This window comes from Streptacidiphilus albus JL83 (assembly GCF_000744705.1).
In the GTDB taxonomy this organism is placed as follows: domain Bacteria; phylum Actinomycetota; class Actinomycetes; order Streptomycetales; family Streptomycetaceae; genus Streptacidiphilus; species Streptacidiphilus albus.
In genome coordinates this window covers 7,701,696-7,719,992 of record NZ_JQML01000001.1, presented here as the reverse complement: position 1 = coordinate 7,719,992, position 18,297 = coordinate 7,701,696, and the positions used below count along the sequence as shown (strand labels likewise).

The following is an 18,297-nucleotide window of genomic DNA, read 5'->3' as shown; positions in this document are numbered from 1 at the left end:
GGGGTGGATGCGAATCCGGGTGTCAGGCAACGCGGTAGCCCTGGGCGGCATCGATCTTCCGCCGGAGGCGCTCGGCCACGACGCCGCGCCTCGGGTCGTTCTCCGGGCCACGGACCCAGTCGCGGGTGACCACGTACAGGCGGGCCAGGTGCCGGCCGTGGACTCCGCAGCCCTCGACCAGCGTGCTCAGCAGCAGATCGCCGTACCGCTCGTCCTCGACCGCGGCCCCGAGCCAGCGGCGGACCTGCGGGGTCCAGTCCTGGTGCGCCCGGGTTTCGAAGACGGCGCTCCAGCAGCGGACCAGGTCTCCGCGTACCGTCGCCTCGGCAATCAACGCCCTTGCGACGAGACCGGGTGTGGTCAGCGGGTCCGGATCGGCCAGCGCGAGGAACAGGTCCGTGTCCGTCCTCCAGTAGCGTTCCGCCCAGGCGGAGGTCGGCACGAGCCGGGCCAGCATCAGTCGGCGCAAACGTTGGTCCGGGGCCGCGAGTTCGAGCAGCGCCTCGCGTGCGCTCGTGCCGTCGCGCTGGCGCCGCGCCAGATGGTGCAGGCGGACCAGTGCCTGACCCGGGTATCGCACCGCCATCACTTCGGCGCACACGCCGACCAGGACGCTGGTCAACCCGGGGGTCAGGCTCTCGCGCGACCAGTCGTAGATGAGCTGACGGAAGGATCCGCCCTGCTCCTCGTGCTGAAGGCCGCACTCCAGCGCTTTCGTAGCGGCCCGGAGCTGCTCCCGCCCGGCAGCCGCCGCCCATCGTCGCACCACCTCCGCCAGCTGGCCCTGGCCAGAGGTGCTCAGGCATTGGTCGGAGAAGCGCTGGACGAGCGCATCACGGTCCTTCGCGCCCAGTTCGGGCATGCCGATCGCGTCGGCGACCCAAGCCCCCAACGGCCTTCGCACTTCGGGCAAGTACCTCCAGAAATGGCTGCGGATCGCGGAGTCGTAGCCGAGTTCGGTGAAGCAGACCCGACTGTCCGGGCCCGGTGCCGCCCCGATCCGCGCCAGGCGCTGCGCGAGATCGGCCCGCTCCAGCAGCGGTCGCTCGTCCGGCGGACCACCGACCGCCCTCAGCAGCGCGTCGGTCCCGCGATGGACGGCGTCGGCGTGGGCCTCGTGCAGCATCGCGGTGACGAGCAGCAGCGCCCGCGGCGGCCCCTTGCGCAGCCTGGTCACCAGCCGGGCGACCTCTTGTGCCCGGTCCTCCACCGCTCCGCAGGCGAGCTCGCACCAACGGGCGAAGTCGTCCGCCCCGTTGTGGGCGGTACTGGCGCGGAAGATGAGATCGGCAAGCAGGGCGAGTTCCCGGATCGGGCGTTTCCGGCCCAGGAAGTCGGCGAGCACGGCGGGCGTCTCACCGGTCGTCTCCGGAGAGAGGCCGGCGTTTCGCAGGTACGTCCGCAGTACTCGCGACTGCTGCGGGGGCGCGATCATCACCCGGTGCCGGGCCAGCTCCTGCGCGGTGGGCACCAGGGTGCTGGTCGGCAGCACCACTACCAGATGGGCCCCGCGCTCCCGTACGGTCGCCCGGAACTCCGGCAGTTCCCGCTGGATGTCGGCCCAGAACTGCTCGCCGCTGTTGGAGAAGTCGAGCAGTAGGCGGTCCCGGTCGCCGACATCTGTCGAGTTGAGGCTGCGGGCCCGCTTCCGCTCCTCGTCCTCCGGCGCCACGTCGTGGAAGGCTCCGGCCCCATCACGCAGTTCGTGGAGCAGCATCCGCGCCGCGGAGGTCCTCCCGCTGCCCGGCGGTCCGTCCAGCAGGACCGTGCCCTCGCGGTCCAACTCGTCACGGGCCTGGGCGAATCCGGTGGGATGGACGAAGCGCTGGTACAGCCAGTCCAGGTCCTCCTCCGCGACCCGGCGTGGGCTCCATCCGCGCGCGTCGTTCACCAGGTCCGCGGGGTAGTAGTAGTTGTTGTTGATGTTGTTGGTCTGATCGCCGCTTCCCGCGTGCACACTGCCGCGGGTACCGGAGACGTCCGAGATGTAGGACTCGCTCACCGGTCCTCGTCCTCGCGACGGCGCGAACCTCCGGAGCGGTTCCGGTTCCTGACCCCACCGCGGTTGTCACCGGCGACATACGTGGTGCCGTCCCCGGAGAACCGGTTCTGGTCGCCGGAAATCCGGTTCTGGTCGCCGGCGAAGCGGTTCTGGTCCCCGGCGACATTGTTCTGGTCGCCGCCGAAGTGCGTCTGGTTGATGTCTCCCGAACCGGCGTGGACCGGCCCCTGGATGTCCTTGATGACGGTTCCCACATCACCGGTGAGGTCCCGGGTCTGGGCGATGGTTCCGTGGACCTCGCGCGCGGTGTTGTGGGTGCTGCCGGGCTCGTCAGGTCGGGGAGCGGCCCGGTCGGCGCTCTTGAGCGCGGGCACCAGGTCGGCGATCGCGTCGCCGATGCGCTGCAGGTCGGCGTCCGCGTTGTGCAGATCCAGCCGCAGGGACTGCACCTCGACGAGCGGGGTCAGCTGCGCGGGCAGATCGGCGGCGCGCAGACGGTCCGTCCTTCGTCCCTCAAGGACCGGCAACACGGTGATTCCCCAGTCGAGGGCCTGCACGATCTCGCGACGGACCCAGTCGTCCTCTTCCTTCAGCTTGGCGGACTCGGCCCAGCGCTCTCCGATCACGGCCAGCAGGACGGCGCTGCGCCGCAGATTTCCGATCAGCTCCTGCGGGAAGGCGGCACCGGGCGGGATGGACTTGGAGGCACGGAAGATCCTTTCACTGCCGAAGCGCTGGGACAACGCCTGCTCGATCAGCGCCGCGGTCTTGTCCCCGTCGCCGGTGCGGTAGTTGATGAAGACATCAGTCATGGGAGGGTCCTCTCGATGGTGTGCCGAGGTGCAGGGACATGCCCAGGTCGGGCATCAGCTCCCGCACCGAGGCGTTCCGGGAATGCCGGGTGAGCACGCGTGCCAGCTTGTGGAGGTCTGCGGTGATGGTCGCGGAGTCGACCGTGGTCAGCGCGGCGAGGAGGGCACGGGTCAGTGCGCAGGCGTGGTCGATCTCGCCGGCTGTCGCATGGGCGAGGGCTCGGCGCACGCCGTAGCGGGCCTGGGTGCGCAGCGCGAGCGGCGACACCTGGTCGAGTTGCTCGTCCATGGTCCGGGCGGCCGCGCCCGACCGCCCGAGATCGTGCAGGCACCAACCCCGGATCATCGCCACCGGGTCGGGCAGGTGGGTCGTTCCCAGCAGAGGCCCGCTCTCCGCAGGCGTCTCGCGAGCGAGGAGCGATCCGGCCCGGTCCAGGCAGCGCATGCTGGCGTCGTAGTCGCCGGCGATGGCATGCCCCTGGGCCTCGCGCTGGGCGGCCAGGCCACGGATGCGCGGGGGCAGTCCGCTGCTCTGTGCCTGCTGGGCGAGGGCGACGGTCTGCTCGGCGTCCTCGCGGTAGAGCGTCACCAGCGCACGACGCACCAGTGCGTAGGCCGCCAGATCGTGGTCTCCCCCGCCCTCGGCCATGCTGACGGCCCGTTGGGTCCACCAGAGCGCAGCCTCCTCGTTGCCCGTCTCCTGCACCAGCCAGCCGATGTACTCCGCATAGCGGGAGCCGAGACGCAACAGCCCCTGACGGGTCCGGGGCTCCGCAGAGGCGGCCAGCTCGCGCAGGGTGTGGGTCTGCGCGATGAGCGTCGGCAGCAGTAGGGCGGGACCGACCGACTGACCGAGACTGCGGTAGTGGGCGAACATCGCCGCCGACGCCTCCAGCACGGCTGCCGCCTCGCCGCTGGTGGGCGAGCGTGACATGCCGAGGCTCAGCCCCAGGGCCGAACCGACCCCGGCTGCCACCACCTCCCTCCGGCCGACCGGGCGGAACCAGCTCGATCCTTCCGGCGACAACTGCATCGACCACACCTCCTCCTCGGGACTCGCCGCCACCTCGGACTTCACCGGTGGCTGCTTGGGCAGCAGGGCGGACAGCTCCCCGTTGGTGCCGAGAGCGGCGTCGCAGAGACGGCCCAGCTCACGGCTGGGGGTCTTGATGCCTCGCTCGACCTTGCTCAGCTGGCCCTTGCTGTAGTGGACGACGGCAGCGAGCTGCTCCAGCGTGAGGCCGGCGGCAAGTCGCAGCCTCCGCAGCTCACGTCCCAACTCATGCGGCTGCTGCTGCACTTGAGTCTCCATCTCCGTTGCGCCGAGCAGCCCGGCCCCGCCGCAGACCAGAGTGCGACGGCCCGTGCTGAGCGGACAAGCTGAATCCCGGTGTTTCCCGTTTCCTCTTCGCCAGGCAACTGGAATCACCCGGGGCTGTCGAGGGGGCGTCCGGCCCTGCGGGGTCGGCGGTGCCAAGCTCAGGCCGGCAGCGGTCCCGAGGGAGCTCATAGGATTCGGGCCATGGGCGACATGGCGGGGATCGGCGGCAGGCTGATGGAGCTGCGTGCGGCCGATGCCGGGCGCAGGCGGAGCTCTTCCTGCTCGGGGGCCGGATCTTCAAGCACTCGGCGGTCGCCTGCGGCGCCGCCGCGGTCGAGGCGGCGCAGAACATCTCCGCCGACCTCTGCCTGCTCGGCGTCACCGGCGTGCACCCCGAAGCGGGGCTGACCACCGCAGACGCCGAGGAGGCGGCGATGAAGCGCGCCCTGGCCGCACGCGCGGCCGACACCTACGTCCTCGCCTCCTCCGAGAAGATCGGCACCGCCTCGCGGTTCCGGGTCCTGCCCTGGGAGGACATCAGCGGACTGATCACCGACGCCGACCCGCGCGACCCGGTCCTCACCCAGCTCACGGCACGCGGCGTGGAGATCCTGTCGGCCGGCTGACGGCGCCGCGCCGAACACCCGCCGCCCGGGTCGGCGGGTGTTCGGCGCGCCCAGCGCGACATGACGCGCCCAGAAGCCGCAGCTGACAAGCGTTCGGGGAAGGAAGGCGCTTCGCCGTGACCCATGGCGAGTGCCCGGCAGCAGTGGGCCATGACGGCGTGCGCGGCCCCCGGTTCAGCGCGCAGCGCCGCCTGCGGATCCGGGCCGGCTCTGGGAGCATTTCTCCGCCAGGTCCGAGGCGGGGACGAGCGACTCCGACTCGGGCGCCCTCGACCGCCTCCGTTCCTCCGACGCCCCGGTCTTCGGGGCGCTGCGGCTCCACCGAACCCAGAAGGACACCCGATGAAGCTCGCCACCATCCGTACCGCCGACGGCACCCGCGCGGTGCGCCTCGACGGCGACACCCTCGTCGACCTCGGCCACGCCGACCTGGGCGGGCTCTTCGCCGACCCCGACTGGCAGGCCAAGGCCGCCGCCGTCCGGGGGGAGACCACCTACCCCGTGGCGGGCGCCGACTTCGCGCCGGTCGTGCCCAACCCCTCGAAGGTGGTCTGCGTCGGCCACAACTACCGGAACCACATCGAGGAGATGGGCCGCGAGCTGCCGGCCCACCCGACGCTCTTTCCGAAGTTCGCCGACACCCTGACCGGGGCCAACGACGACATCGTCGAGCCGGCCGAGACCGACGCGCTGGACTGGGAGGCCGAGCTGGTCGTGGTGGTCGGCCGGGAGGTGCGCCGCGCCACGGCGGAGCAGGCCGCCGAGGCGATCGCCGGCTTCACCGTCATGAACGACGTCTCGGTGCGCGACTGGCAGTTCCGCACCGTCGAGTGGACCCAGGGCAAGATCTGGGACTCCTCCACCCCGGTCGGCCCCTACGTGGTCACCCCCGACGAGGTCGGCGGCGTCCGTCCCGCGCTCGCGATCCGGACCCTGGTCGACGGGCAGGTGAAGCAGCAGGACGACACCGGCACGCTGCTGTTCGACCCGGTCGCGCTGGTTCGCTACATCTCCACCGTCATCACGCTGCGCCCCGGCGACCTGATCGCCACCGGCACGCCGGCCGGGGTCGGCCACGCCCGTGACCCGAAGGAGTACCTGGTCGCCGGACAGACCGTGGTCACCGAGGTCGCCGGGATCGGCGCCTGCACCAACAAGATCGTCAAAGAGTCCTGACGGCGGCCGCGACGACCGGCCGCGTGCTTCGGCCGAGGGGTCCATCGACGTCCGGTACCCGCGTGAGCAGGGCGTCCGCGCGGCGGGCGAGCGCGCTCCGGGCAGGGCCGCCGGATGGATCAAGGCGCGCGAAAGCTATTATGTGAGGAACACCTAGCTTGAAAGATGGACTTGTGACTGTCAATGACGACGTGTTCACGAACTGGATGAAGCGCGAAGAGATCGCGGAGTCGATGATCCCGATCATCGGGAGACTGCAACGTGAGAGGGACGTCACCGTCCTTCTGCACAGCCGCTCCCTGGTGAACAAGTCGGTGGTCAGCATCCTCAAGACGCACCGGTTCGCCCGCCAGATCGCCGGCGAGGAGCTCTCGGTCACCGAGACCCTGCCGTTCCTGCAGGCGCTCACCGCGATCGACCTCGGCCCTTCCCAGATCGACATCGGCATGCTCGCCGCGCTGTACAAGACCGACGACCGTGGGCTCTCGGTGGCGGACTTCACCGCCGAGGCCGTCGTCGGCGCCACCGGGGCCAACAAGGTGGAGCGCCGCGAGTCGCGGGATGTCGTGCTCTACGGCTTCGGTCGCATCGGCCGGCTGCTGGCCCGACTGCTGATCGAGAAGGCCGGCTCCGGCAACGGCCTGCGGCTGCGTGCCATCGTCGTGCGCAACGGCGGCGCCGAGGACATCGTGAAGCGCGCCTCGCTGCTGCGCCGCGACTCCATCCACGGCCAGTTCCACGGCACGATCACGGTCGACGAGGCGAACAACAAGATCATCGCCAATGGCCACGAGATCACCGTGATCTACTCCGACGACCCGACGACGGTCGACTACACGGCGTACGGCATCAACGAGGCCATCCTCATCGACAACACCGGCCGGTGGCGCGACCGCGAGGGCCTGTCGAAGCACCTCCGCCCCGGCATCGCCAAGGTGGTCCTGACCGCGCCCGGCAAGGGCGACGTGCCCAACATCGTGCACGGCGTCAACCACGACACGATCAAGCCGGACGAGCAGATCCTGTCCTGCGCGTCCTGCACCACCAACGCGATCGTCCCGCCGCTGAAGGCGATGGCGGACGAGTACGGCGTTCTGCGCGGCCACGTGGAGACCGTCCACTCGTTCACCAATGACCAGAACCTGCTGGACAACTACCACAGCGCCGACCGCCGTGGCCGTTCCGCCCCGCTCAACATGGTCATCACCGAGACCGGCGCCGCCTCGGCCGTCTCCAAGGCGCTGCCCGACCTCAAGGCGAAGATCACCGGCAGCTCGATCCGGGTCCCGGTGCCGGACGTCTCGATCGCGATCCTCAACCTGCAGCTCGCCCGGGAGACGACCCGCGAGGAGGTGCTCGACTACCTCCGCGACGTGTCGCTGACCTCGCCGCTCAAGCGGCAGATCGACTTCATCACCGCTCCCGACGCGGTGTCGAGCGACTTCATCGGCTCGCGCCACGCCTCGATCGTCGATGCCGGAGCCACCAAGGTCGAGGGCGACAACGCCATCCTCTACCTCTGGTACGACAACGAGTTCGGCTACTCCTGCCAGGTGATCCGGGTCGTCCAGCACGTCTCCGGGGTGGAGTACCCGACCTACCCGAACCGGGTCCAGAAGTCCTCGACCCCGGCCTGACCTGCTGCTTTTCCAGCATTCCCGGTGGCCCCGCAGCCGGGTCGGCGCCCTTGGCGCCGACCGCTACGCTGCGGGGCCACCGGCGTCTGCGGGGGGTCACCGGCACCTACCGGGCCGCTCCGCGCTTCAGGCCGCGCCCGAAGGGCGGGCCGACCGGCGGATCCGGTCGAGCGGGCGGAAGCGGGCCGCCGACCAGGTCGCGTCGACCGAGACGAGTGAGACCCCGTGCCAGCCCAGGTCGACCAGGGCCGGCATCAGCGTGTCGCGGGCCAGGTCGGACACATTGCCCTTGCGGTAGGCGATCCAGACCTTGCCCTGCTCCCCCGCCGCCGCCAGCGCCGAGGGCGCGAACCGGTGCAGTTCCCCGGTGTCGTGCGCGAACAGCACCACCACCTCGACCGCACCGCCGTCGTCCGGCTCCAGGGTCACGCCGTCCGGCAGCCCCCCGAGCAGCACCACCCCGTCGTCGTCCGGTGCGTTGATCAGCCTCAGCGTCGATCCGGGCTTGATCCCGAGCTTCTCAGCCGTCGTCTTGGGCACGTGCTCTCCTTCCCGGACGATCCACATCACGTCACCTCGCGGCGCGCCGCACCGCGCCGCACCCGGAACGCAGATCGCCTCGGTGGTCACTGGTCCGGGCGTCGGCATCAGGATACGGACGCCCCTGCTCCGGACCAGGCTCCGCGCCGTCCCTCCGCGCCGTCCCCTACCGCAACCGCAACCGCCACCGCCGAGCGGACCGACGTTCCGCAGCGTCGACCGCTCAGGGGATCCGCAGTGCGACCTTCCCCTGGGCGTGTCCTGCCTCCACCTCGGCCAGCGCGGCGCCCGCCTCCGCGAACGGCCGTACCGCGACCTGGGGATCGAGCTCGCCGTCGGCGACCAGTCGGGCCACCTCGGTGTAGACCGCGGTCGTCCGGCGACGCGGCACCTCCCCGCCGCCCAGCTCGGCGGCCAACGGCTTGTCGGCGCAACTGAGCAACCTGGCACGGTCGGTGACCAGAGTGGCCAGTTCGCGCAGCGAGTCCCCGCCGACCAGGTCGAGCAGCGCGTCGGCGGTTCCCTGCGGCAGTTGTCGGCGCAGCCGCTCCAGCACTCCCTCACCACGGGGCACCAGCGTCACCCCGAGCGACTCGACCAGCGGGCGCTTGCTCTCACTGGCGGTGCCGACCACGGTGATGCCCCGGGCCCGGGCGAGCTGCGCCACCGCCACGCCGACGCCTCCGCCGACACCGTTGACGAGCAGCGTCCGGCCCTGCTCCAGGTCCAGCGCGTGCAGCGCGTCATAGGCGGTGCCGGCCGCCACCGTGAGCACGGACGCCTGCTCGAACCCGACCTGTGGCGGCTTGTGCGCCGCCTGCGCCGCGGCCAGCACGGTGTACTCGGCGTATCCGCCGAAGGCCGGGTCGGTGGTCCCGAACACCTCGTCCCCGACCGCGAATCCGGTCACCCCGGGTCCGACCGCCCGGACGACGCCGGCGGCCTCCCGGCCGAGGACGCCGGGCAGGTCGGCGGCGGGCGCGCCGGCGGTGGGCGCGGCGGGCGCCGAGGGCTTCGCGGTGAGCCCGGAGCGCACCTTCCAGTCCCCCGGGTTCACCCCGGCCGCCCGCACCTCGACCAGCAGCTGCCCCGGGCCCGCCGCCGGCAGCGGGAGGCTCAGGTACTCCTGCTGCTCGGGTCCGCCGTAGGTGGTGAAGCCGTATGCCGTGTATTCCGTCATGAGGTGGTCAAACGCCGTGCGGCGGAAGGCTATTCCGGCACGGCGCGGTGGCCCTGCAAAGGTAAGAACGCGCTCTGCGGGGACGCGACCGAAGGACGACTTCGCAGGTGGGATAGCCTTCCCCTGTTTCACGCCAGGTTCTCACCCATGCCCCACAGTCGGCACGGAACCGGTGAAACGTTTTTTCATCCTGCCGAGGAGGGGCATGAACGAGGAACAGCAGGACAGACGCGGGAGCCGGCACAGAGCCGCGAAGGCTCGCGGCCTGAAGGCACGGGCGTTGACGACGGCCGGTGCGGTGCTGGTCGCCGGGGCGGGCGTCGCCGTACTGGTGCACGCGGGATCCGGTTCCGCCGGGGCCGAGGCGGCCGGTCCGATCAAGACCTCGGTGCAGGCACTGGCGCTGAGCCGGTCCGCCGACGGCACCGTGGAGCTCCCGGCCCGCTCCACCAAGTCCTTCAGCTCGCTCGGCGTCACCTGGAACAGCGTCAGCGCCACGCTGGGCGGCACGGTCGAGGTCCGCACCCGGTCGTCCCAGAGCGGCCAGTGGACCGACTGGCAGGCCCTCGGCACGGACGACGACACCCCGGACGCCGCCGACCTGCGCCCGGGCGTGCGCGGCGGCACCGACCCGCGCTGGGTCGGCCCCTCCAACGGCGTCCAGGTGCGGGTGGTGTCCACCAAGGGCATACCCGCCGTCCCCGCCGGGCTCGCGGTCGATCTCGTGGACCCGGGCAGCGCGAGCACCACCGACGTCACGGCCCCGGTGGGCTACGCGATGGACGACACCCCCTCCAGCGGCGCCTCGGCGAGCAGCAGCGCGGCGGCGGCCCCGTCCGCCTCCGGCTCGGCGGACCCGGCGGTCTCGCCGAGCGACGGCGCCGGCGCCTCCGCCTCGGACTCGCCGAGCGACGGCGCCACCGACTCCCCCACTGCCTCCGCCTCGGCCTCGCCGTCCGGCTCCGGCAGCGCGACGGACGCCCCGACCGCCACCGGCTCGACCGGCGCCTCGGCCTCGCCGTCGACCAGCGCGGCCCCCTGGCCGACGCAGCTGCCGACCCTGGCCCAGGCGTACCCCTCCTGCGGCTCGGCCTCGACCGCGCCCGCATCGACGCAGACCGCCCCCAGCCCGATGCCCGTCCAGACGGTGTCGAGCATCGCGACGCCCCCGATCATCACCCGCGCGCAGTGGGGCGCCAACGAGTGCACCCGTGAGTCGGGCTACCCCGACTACGGAACGGCGGTCAAGGTCGTCTTCGTCCACCACACGGACGACACCAACAGCTACACCTGCGCGCAGTCACCCGCCATCGTGCGCAGCATCTACGCGTACCACGTCCAGGTCGAGGGCTGGCGGGACATCGGCTACAACTTCCTCGTCGACAAGTGCGGCGACATCTTCGAGGGCCGCTTCGGCGGTGCGGCCCTGCCGGTGGTCGGTGCGCAGACCTACGGCATGAACACCAACAGCATGGGCATCGCCGCCATGGGCACCTACACCGACCTGAGCGGTGGCGACTCCAAGGACGGCAGCGTCCCGGGCGCGACGCCGAGCAAGGCGATGCTCGGCGCGATCGCCGACCTGGCCGCCTGGAAGCTGGGCATGAGCGGGACCAACCCGGTGACCGGCACCGGCGTGCTCACCGAGGGCGGCACCTACGCCGGCAGCGGCAACAAGTTCCAGGCCGGCCAGCAGGTCACCCTGCACGCCGTCTCCGGCCACCGCGACGGCTTCGCCACCGACTGCCCCGGCAACCAGCTCTACGACGACCTGCCCGCGATCCGCTCCTACGCCGCAGGGCCGGTGACCGGCCTGGCCATCACCAACATCACCGGCGGCGCGGGCAGGTCCGCCAGCGCGTTCTACACCAGGGGCCCGGCCACGGTCAGTTGGACCACGGCCACCCCCGGCCAGGTGATCGCCGGCTTCGACGTCCTGGTCGACGGCAAGGCGGTCGCGCACACCGGCGGCCTGGCGACCTCCGCCGCCATCACCGTCGGTGCGGGTCGGCACATCGTCACCGTCGTCGCCACCCACCTCACCGGCGCCCGGACCACGTCCGCGCCGATCGCCCTGGTCGGTGACACCACCCCGCCGGTCTTCACCACCGCACCGGCGCTGGCGCTGCGCACCGGCACCGTCAGCAACTCGGCCGTGCCGGTCGTCCTGGGCTGGAGGGCCGCCGACAACAACGCGCTGGCCTCGGTGCTCTCCATCGACCCGGCCGGCACGCTCTTCGGCCCGACGACCACCAGCTGGGCGACGGCCACCACCCCCGGCCGCACCGACTGGTTCGGGCTGCGCGCCTCCGACGCGGCCGGCAACACCGCCACCGCCTGGGTGGGCCGCGCCGTCAACCTGGTCCAGGAGACCTCGACCACCCGCAAGGGCAGCTGGTCAAGGGGCTACAACGGCAACAACCTGGGCGGCTACGCGTACAGTTCGAGCGCCAAGGGCGCCTCCGTCAGCTGGACCTTCACCGGAAGGTCGGTGGCCTGGATCGCCGCCCGCACTCCCAAGTCGGGCCAGGCGTACATCTACGTCGACGGCGCCCGGGTCGCCCTGGTCGACCTGAAGTCGGCCACGACGCTGTACCGGCAGGCGATCTGGACCAAGTCCTGGGCGGCCTCCGGGAGGCACACCATCACCATCGTGGTCGTCGGCACCCCCGGCCGCCCCACGGTCACGGCCGACGCCATCGCCACCCTGAACTGACCCCGAGTCACCACCGCCGGTGGGGAGCGCCGCACCAGGGCGCTCCCCACCGGCGTTCCCACGCCGGGGGCTGCCGGCTCACGGCGTGCCCCCGCGCGAGTGCTCAGCGGCCGGGTGCTCTCGACGTCGCCCGGTCAACGTGCTGGCCGTGCGGTCGGCGTACGGCCGAGATCAGGCTGCCGGAGCGTTCCTCCGTCTGGGGCGGGGTACTGATCGAGCGGCCGTAGGCGGCGCCGCGCTCGCGCAGGGTGCAGCCCTCGGCGTCCCAGCCGTGCCCGGCCAGGTCGGACGGTCAGTCCTGCGGCTTCGCCCAGAGCGAGCGCACGTGACCGAGGTGCCGGGTGATCGCCTGTTCCACTCCGGGCAGGTCCCTGGCGATCATCAGGTCCAGCAGCTGCTCGTGCTCCTCGGCCGAGGCGACCAGTCGGCCGGCCTCGGCCAACTGGTTGAGGCCGTAGAGGCGGGAGCGCTTGCGCAGGTCACCGACGGTCTCGACCAGGTGCCGGTTGCCGGTGAAGGCCAGCAGTCCGAGGTGGAACCGGCGGTCCGCCTCGACGTAGGCGATCAGGTCGCCGGACCGGGCCGCCGCGACGATCTCGGCGGCCACCGGCCGCAGCGGCTCCAACTGCTCGGCGGTGGCCTCGGCGGCCACCCGCACGGTCGCCGGGATCTCGATCAGCCCGCGGATCTCGGTGAAGTCGTCCAGGTCCTGGTCGGTGAGGCCGACGATCCGGAAGCCCTTGTTGCGCACCACCTCGACCAGGCCCTCCTTGGTCAGGTCGAGCATCGCCTCGCGGACCGGCGTGGCCGAGACACCGAACTCGGACGCCAACGTCGGCGCGGAGTAGACGATCCCGGGCCGCAGTCTGCCCGCCACCAGGGCGGCGCGCAGCTCATGCGTGATCAGCTCCCGCAGGCTGCGCCGCTCGTTCATGGACGGCAGGTTGAGACCGCTCGGGGGCTCGATACTCATGGCTCCTCCTCGTTGCGCCACATCATCCTGCACCATTGCGCGAGGGCCGGGTGACCGGTGCTCAGAGGAGGAAGCCTTCGGGGAACGGGTCGGTGGGGTCGAGCAGGTACTGGGCGGTGCCGGTGATCCAGGCCCGGCCGGTGACGGTGGGCAGCACCGCCGGGCGGTCGGCGACCGTGGCGGTCCCGGTCAGCCGCCCGGTGAAGGTGGAGCCGATGAAGGAGTCGTTGCGGAAGTCCTGGTGCAGCGGCAGTTCGCCGCGGGCGTGGAGCTGGGCCATCCGCGCGGAGGTGCCGGTACCGCAGGGCGAGCGGTCGAAGTAGCCGGGGTGGATCGCCATCGCGTGCCGCGAGTGCCGGGCGTCCGAGCCCGGCGCGGCGAGGTAGACGTGGTGGACCCCGTGGATCCGGTCGTCCTCCGGGTGGACCGGTTCGTCGGCGTCGTTGATCGCCGCCATCACGGCGAGCCCGGCGTCGAGGATCCGGCGCCCGGCCTCCTGCTCGAACGGCAGTCCCAACTCCTCCAGCCTGACCACGGCGTAGAAGTTGCCGCCGTAGGAGAGGTCGTAGCGGACCCGGCCCAGACCGGGGACCTCGACCGCCGCGTCCAGCCGCTCACAGAACGCCGGGACGTTGTGCATGGTCACCGAGCGGGCGGCGCCGTCCTGGACCGCGACGTCGACCGTCACCAGCCCGGCCGGGGTGTCCAGCCGGACCGTGGTGACCGGCTCCACCACCTCCACCATCCCGGTCTCCACCAGCACGGTGGCCACACCGATGGTGCCGTGTCCGCACATCGGCAGGCAGCCGGAGACCTCGATGAACAGCACTCCCCAGTCCGCGTCGGGACGGGTCGGCGGCTGCAGGATCGCCCCGCTCATCGCGCTGTGCCCGCGCGGCTCGTACATCAGCAGGGTGCGGATCCGGTCCAGGTGCTCCATGAAGTAGATCCGGCGGTCGGCCATGGTCCGACCGGGGATGACCCCGATCCCACCGGTGACCACCCGGGTCGGCATGCCCTCCGTGTGGGAGTCGACGGCGTGGTAGACGAGTCTGCTGCGCAAGGGGCTGCGCCCCCTTCTGGTTTCGGATCGGAGATGTCGGTGTCTGCGGGCTGCGGTCTGTCTGCGGGCTGCGGGCTGCGGGCTGCGGGCTTCGGAGGACGGAGGGCTGCGTCGTCAGCGCAGGCCCGCGGCCAGGGCCTGCTCGGTCGCCCGGGTGACGGCGGCGTGCTGCTCCGGGGTGAGCGCGGAGCGCGGCGGACGGCAGCCGCCCCCGTGGCTGCCGGCCAGGTCCATCGACAGCTTGATGGCCTGGACGAACTCGGTCTTGGAGTCCCAGCGCAGCAACGGGTGGAGGGCCCGGTAGAGCGGGAGGGCGACGTCCAGGTCCCGGGCGACGGCGGCCCGGTAGAGCGCGACGCAGGACTCGGGCAGGGCGTTGGGGTAGCCGGCGATCCAGCCGACCGCGCCGGCCACGGCCAGCTCCAGCAGCACGTCGTCGGCGCCGATCAGCAGGTCGAGCCCGGGGGCGAGTTCGGCGATCTCGTAGGCGCGGCGGACGTCGCCGCTGAACTCCTTGACCGCGACGATGCTGCCGTCGGCGTAGAGCCGGGACAGCAGGTCGGGGGTGAGGTCGGTCCGGGTGTCGTGCGGGTTGTTGTAGGCGACGACGGGGAGGCCGACCTCGGCGACCTCCGCGTAGTGGGCGCGGACGGCGTCGGCGTCGGCCCGGTAGGCGTTGGGCGGCAGCAGCAGCACCGATCCGGCGCCCGCTCCGGCCGCCTGCTCGGCCCAGCGCCGGGACTCGGCGCTGCCGTACGCGGCGACTCCGGCCATCACCCGCGACCCGGCTCCGGCCGCCTCGACCGCGGTCTCCAGTACCTGGGCGCGCTCCTGGTCGGTGAGGGTCTGGTACTCGCCCAGCGAGCCGTTGGGCACGACCCCGTCGCACCCGTCGGCGACCAGCCGGGCGACGTGGGCGGCATAGGCCCCGTGATCGACCGAGCGGTCCTCGCGGAAGGGCAGCGCGGTGGCGACCATGACGCCGCGCCAGGGACGGGTACGGCTGTCGGCGGAGGTGGAAACCATGTCGGGAACTCCCTTGCAGTATGTGACATTTCAATGGTGGAGAACGGTCCGCGGGCCGGTCCGCCCACGGAGGCACGGACCGATGTGCGGCCGCGCGGACGCGCGCACGGCTAGGGGACGGCGTCGTCGGCCGCGAGCACGCCCATGGGCAGCGGACAGGAGAGGGGGCGGAGGCCGGTCGGGTCCTCGGCGGCCCCCGCCAGCCGGGCGACCGCGGATCCGCACATCCGCCCCTGGCACCAGCCCATCCCGGCCCTGGTCAGCAGTTTGACGGTGCGTGCGTCCCCCGCCCCCAGCTCCTGGACCGCCGCCCGGACGGTGCCGGCGGTGACCTCCTCGCAGCGGCAGACCTCGGTCCGGTCCGGGAGCCAGTCCGACCAGCCCGCCCCCGGCCGGTGGCACCCGGCCATCAGCTCGGCGAACTGCCGCAGCCGACGGCGGCGGCGGAGCAGGCTCCGGCCACGGGAGGGACCCTCGTCCGGGTCCGCTCCGGCCAGCGCCACGGCGATCGAGCGGGCCGCCAACTCGCCCTCGATCAGCGCGAGTTCCGCTCCCCCGACGCCGGTGCTCTCACCCGCCGCCCAGAGCCCGGCGACGGAGGTGCGCTGGGCGGCGTCCACCACCAGCGCCGGGCTGCCGTCCGGCAGCGGGCGCACGGCGGCGCCCAGCTCCAGCGCCAGTTCCAGCTGCGGCAGCAGGCCGTGACCGACCGCCAGCGCATCGCAGGCGATCCGCCGTCCGGAGCCGGGTACCGGCCGCCAGTCGCGGTCGATCCTAGCCACGGTCACCGCCTCGACCCGCTCCGTTCCGTGCACCGCCACCACCGCGCTGCGGGTCCGCACCGCCACGCCGTGCCGCAGCAGCCGGACGGCGTGCGCGGCACCCTCGGCCAGCTTGCCGGGGTTGGCCGCGAGCACGCCCGGCCGCCGGGCGTAGCCCGCGTAGCCGGCCGCCTCGACCACCAGCGGGACCCGGGCTCCGGCCTCGGCCAGCGACGCGGCCACCGCCAGCAGCAGCGGACCGCTGCCGGCCACCACCACCCGCCGCCCCGGCAGCACCAGCCCGGACTTGAGCATGGCCTGGGCCCCGCCCGCCCCGACCACCCCGGGCAGCGTCCAGCCGGGGAAGGGGAGTTGGCGCTCGTGCGACCCGGTCGCGCAGAGCACCGCGCGGGCCCGGACGGTACGACCGGAGGCTGCATCGGCTCCGGCGACGGCGGCCAACCGCCAGTCCCCGGCCGCACCGGACACCGACCAGACGTGATGCCCGGCCAGCTGGACGACGGCCCCGGAGGCGGTGTGGGCCGCCAGCCGGTCGAGGAGGTTCGCGAAGACCCGCCAGCGGTGGTGCAGCGCCTGCGGCCGGGCGGCCCGCAGGCCGGGCGCCGGCTGCCGGTAGAACTGGCCGCCGGGCAGCGCCGCGGCGTCCAGCAGGACGCAGCTCAGGCCCAGGTCGGCGGCGGCGTTCACGGCGGCCAGCCCGGCCGGGCCGGCCCCGACCACGGCCAGGTCGACCGTGGCCGGATCGACCGTGGCCGGGTCGACCGTGGCCGGGTCGACCGTGGCCGGGTCGACCGTGGCCGGGTCAGCAGTGGCCGGGTCGACAGTGGCCGGATCTGTCGCGGCCGGCTGCTCAGTGGGCCTGCTCGGCATGGCCGACTCCCTCCTGGGTGGCGACCTCGCCGCCGGGGCGGGCCGGGGCGAGACAGGCCCTGACATTGGGACGGCCGTCCGCGACGACCAGGCAGTCGAAGCACACGCCCATGCCGCAGAAGGCACCGCGCGGGGCGCCCTGCTGCCGGGTGCGGCGCCAGCTCAGGCGTCCGGAGGCCCACAGCGCGGCTGCGATGCTCTGGCCCGGCAGCGCCGGGACCGGCGCACCGTCGAAGGTGAACTCGAAGGCGGGTTCGGGAAGGGCCCGAACCAGTCGGATCGGATCGCGGGTCACCGGACCTCCGGGGCGAGAGACGTGGGGCGGTCGGGCGTGGAGCCGTCGGCGGGAAGGCCGTCGGCGGGCGCGCCGTCGATGGGAAGGCCGTCGGCGGGAAGGCCGTCGGCGGGGAAGCGCTCCGGGCGGAAGGCCGAGGCGTCGACCTCCGTCGGCCGCCCGGTCAGCAGTCGGGCCAGGGTCAGGCCGGTCGCGGGGGCCAGGCCGATCCCCGCCCCTTCGTGCCCGCAGGCGTGGTAGAGCCCGGGCGCCCGGGGGTCGGGGCCGATCGCCGGCAGGTGGTCGGGCAGATAGGGACGGAAGCCCCGGTAGGAGCGGATCACCTGCACCCCGGCGAGCATCGGGAACAACGCAATCGCCTGGGCCGCCAGCCGGCGCAGCACCGCCGGCGCCGGGGAGCGGTCGAAGCCGACCCGCTCCCGGCTGGCCCCGACCAGCACCGGACCGGCGGCGGTGCTCTCGACCACGGCCGAGCTCTGGAGGTCGGCGGCCCCGCTGGAGACGTCGGCGACATAGTCGGCGGCGTACACCTTGTGCCGGACCAGCGGCGGCAGCGGCTCGGTGACCAGGACGAAGCCGCGTCTCGGCAGTACCGGCAGGGCCACCCCGGCGAGTTCGGCGATCCGGCCGCCCCAGGTCCCGGCGGCATTGACCACCGCTCCGGCCGCGAGGTCGCCCTCGCGGTCGGTGCGCACCCCCCGCACCGAGCCGTCCGGACCGCGCAGCATGCCGGTCACCTCCGTGCCCAGGAACAGGTCGGCGCCGGAGCGGCGGGCGCAGCGGAGCAGCCAGGCGGCGGCGAGGGCTGGTTGGACCTGGGCGTCCTGGGGGTAGAGCACCCCGCCCGCGAGCCCCTCGGCGAGGTGCGGCTCGGCCTCCCGGAGGCGCTCCGGCGGCACCGGCTCCCACTGCACGCCGCAGGCCTGCTGACCTTCCGCGAACCGGTGCAGGTCGCGCAGGCCGTCCGGGGTGGGGGCGACGACCAGTCCGCCCTTGGGCTCGTACTCCAGGACGTCCGGCAGCTCCGCCGCGAGGTCCTGCCAGAGCCGCAGGGAGAGCAGCGCGAGGTCGAGTTCGGGGCCCGGCCGTTTGTCCGAGACCAGCAGATTGCCCTCGCCCGCACCGGTGGTCCCGCCGGCCACATGGCCCCGCTCGACCACGGCGACGGTGAGCCCGGCGGCGGTGGCGTAGTAGGCGCACGCAGCACCCACCGCTCCCGCACCGACAATCAGCACATCCCATGTTCGTTTCCCGGTCACAGCTGTACTATGTCACACA

General features: G+C 72.7%; 14 protein-coding genes and 2 pseudogenes. 5 read left to right on the top strand and 11 right to left on the bottom strand.

The window, feature by feature from the left end; genetic code table 11:
- Positions 1–22: 22 nt before the first annotated feature.
- From BS75_RS33495 to BS75_RS33485, 3 genes are read right to left on the bottom strand one after another with little or no spacing between them, the layout of a single operon-like run.
- Positions 23–2,002, bottom strand: a complete 1,980-nt coding sequence (locus BS75_RS33495; RefSeq protein ID WP_034090904.1) for an nSTAND3 domain-containing NTPase — start codon at positions 2,000–2,002, stop codon at positions 23–25.
- The gene (locus BS75_RS33490) at positions 1,999–2,814 is read right to left on the bottom strand and encodes a toll/interleukin-1 receptor domain-containing protein (protein ID WP_034090903.1); all 816 of its coding nucleotides are present in this window, start codon (positions 2,812–2,814) and stop codon (positions 1,999–2,001) included. The genes BS75_RS33495 and BS75_RS33490 overlap by 4 nt, the downstream gene beginning before the upstream one ends.
- Positions 2,807–4,114 carry a helix-turn-helix domain-containing protein gene (locus BS75_RS33485; protein WP_231607968.1) on the bottom strand — a complete coding sequence of 436 codons (1,308 nt, stop codon included), beginning with the start codon at positions 4,112–4,114 and terminating at the stop codon, positions 2,807–2,809. The genes BS75_RS33490 and BS75_RS33485 overlap by 8 nt, the downstream gene beginning before the upstream one ends.
- A gap of 284 nt (positions 4,115–4,398) precedes the next feature.
- Here BS75_RS33485 and BS75_RS33480 point away from each other — a divergent pair.
- The 4 genes and pseudogenes from BS75_RS33480 to BS75_RS33470 form a co-directional block, all read left to right on the top strand.
- Positions 4,399–4,761 (top strand): annotated as a pseudogene (locus tag BS75_RS33480) (DeoR family transcriptional regulator); the annotation flags it as partial.
- A gap of 211 nt (positions 4,762–4,972) precedes the next feature.
- Positions 4,973–5,107 (top strand): annotated as a pseudogene (locus BS75_RS50915) (cupin domain-containing protein); the annotation flags it as partial.
- A complete protein-coding gene (locus BS75_RS33475) occupies positions 5,104–5,937 on the top strand; it encodes a fumarylacetoacetate hydrolase family protein (protein ID WP_034090900.1) in 834 nt (277 codons plus the stop codon). The pseudogene BS75_RS50915 and the gene BS75_RS33475, both read left to right, overlap by 4 nt.
- Positions 5,938–6,110: 173 nt before the next feature.
- A complete protein-coding gene (locus tag BS75_RS33470) occupies positions 6,111–7,574 on the top strand; it encodes a glyceraldehyde-3-phosphate dehydrogenase (protein ID WP_034090899.1) in 1,464 nt (487 codons plus the stop codon).
- Positions 7,575–7,700: 126 nt separating this feature from the next.
- On the opposite strand, the gene BS75_RS33465 is transcribed toward BS75_RS33470, so the two are convergent.
- Complete coding sequence (locus tag BS75_RS33465; protein ID WP_052070025.1) at positions 7,701–8,114, bottom strand: AbrB/MazE/SpoVT family DNA-binding domain-containing protein; 414 nt, start codon at positions 8,112–8,114, stop codon at positions 7,701–7,703.
- A gap of 223 nt (positions 8,115–8,337) precedes the next feature.
- Complete coding sequence (locus BS75_RS33460; protein ID WP_034090898.1) at positions 8,338–9,294, bottom strand: NADP-dependent oxidoreductase; 957 nt, start codon at positions 9,292–9,294, stop codon at positions 8,338–8,340.
- A gap of 205 nt (positions 9,295–9,499) precedes the next feature.
- On the opposite strand from BS75_RS33460, the gene BS75_RS33455 reads away from it, so the two are divergent.
- Positions 9,500–12,010 (top strand): peptidoglycan recognition protein family protein, encoded by a 2,511-nt coding sequence (locus tag BS75_RS33455; protein ID WP_042438339.1) that lies wholly within the window; start codon positions 9,500–9,502, stop codon positions 12,008–12,010.
- 292 nt (positions 12,011–12,302) lie between these two features.
- Here the strand turns inward: BS75_RS33455 and BS75_RS33450 are convergent, their stop codons facing one another.
- The 6 genes from BS75_RS33450 to BS75_RS33425 all read right to left on the bottom strand — a co-directional run bounded on the left by BS75_RS33450 (position 12,303) and on the right by BS75_RS33425 (position 18,278).
- Entirely contained in the window at positions 12,303–12,983 is a 681-nt protein-coding gene (locus BS75_RS33450; RefSeq protein WP_042438336.1) for a GntR family transcriptional regulator, read from the bottom strand.
- A gap of 61 nt (positions 12,984–13,044) precedes the next feature.
- Complete coding sequence (locus BS75_RS33445; RefSeq protein WP_034090897.1) at positions 13,045–14,046, bottom strand: proline racemase family protein; 1,002 nt, start codon at positions 14,044–14,046, stop codon at positions 13,045–13,047.
- Positions 14,047–14,160: 114 nt separating this feature from the next.
- On the bottom strand, positions 14,161–15,072 hold the full coding sequence (locus BS75_RS33440) for a dihydrodipicolinate synthase family protein (protein ID WP_034090896.1): 912 nt from the start codon (positions 15,070–15,072) through the stop codon (positions 14,161–14,163).
- Positions 15,073–15,182: 110 nt separating this feature from the next.
- Complete coding sequence (locus tag BS75_RS33435) at positions 15,183–16,724, bottom strand: NAD(P)/FAD-dependent oxidoreductase (protein ID WP_081982881.1); 1,542 nt, start codon at positions 16,722–16,724, stop codon at positions 15,183–15,185.
- The gene (locus BS75_RS33430) at positions 16,705–17,019 is read right to left on the bottom strand and encodes a (2Fe-2S)-binding protein (RefSeq protein WP_034090895.1); all 315 of its coding nucleotides are present in this window, start codon (positions 17,017–17,019) and stop codon (positions 16,705–16,707) included. The genes BS75_RS33435 and BS75_RS33430 overlap by 20 nt, the downstream gene beginning before the upstream one ends.
- Positions 17,016–18,278, bottom strand: coding sequence for an NAD(P)/FAD-dependent oxidoreductase (locus BS75_RS33425; RefSeq protein ID WP_081982879.1), 1,263 nt, complete (start codon positions 18,276–18,278; stop codon positions 17,016–17,018). Before BS75_RS33425 ends, BS75_RS33430 begins: the two co-directional genes overlap by 4 nt.
- Between the last annotated feature and the right edge of the window lie 19 nt (positions 18,279–18,297).

Bases quoted from the DNA above. Each gene is read 5' to 3' on its own strand.
- BS75_RS33490 (WP_034090903.1), bottom strand. From the start codon at position 2,814: ATGACTGATGTCTTCATCAACTACCGCACCGGCGACGGGGACAAGACC.
- BS75_RS33475 (WP_034090900.1), top strand. From the start codon at position 5,104: ATGAAGCTCGCCACCATCCGTACCGCCGACGGCACCCGCGCGGTGCGC.
- BS75_RS33460 (WP_034090898.1), bottom strand. From the start codon at position 9,294: ATGACGGAATACACGGCATACGGCTTCACCACCTACGGCGGACCCGAG.
- BS75_RS33455 (WP_042438339.1), top strand. From the start codon at position 9,500: ATGAACGAGGAACAGCAGGACAGACGCGGGAGCCGGCACAGAGCCGCG.
- BS75_RS33450 (WP_042438336.1), bottom strand. From the start codon at position 12,983: ATGAGTATCGAGCCCCCGAGCGGTCTCAACCTGCCGTCCATGAACGAG.
- BS75_RS33440 (WP_034090896.1), bottom strand. From the start codon at position 15,072: ATGGTTTCCACCTCCGCCGACAGCCGTACCCGTCCCTGGCGCGGCGTC.
- BS75_RS33435 (WP_081982881.1), bottom strand. From the start codon at position 16,724: ATGCCGAGCAGGCCCACTGAGCAGCCGGCCGCGACAGATCCGGCCACT.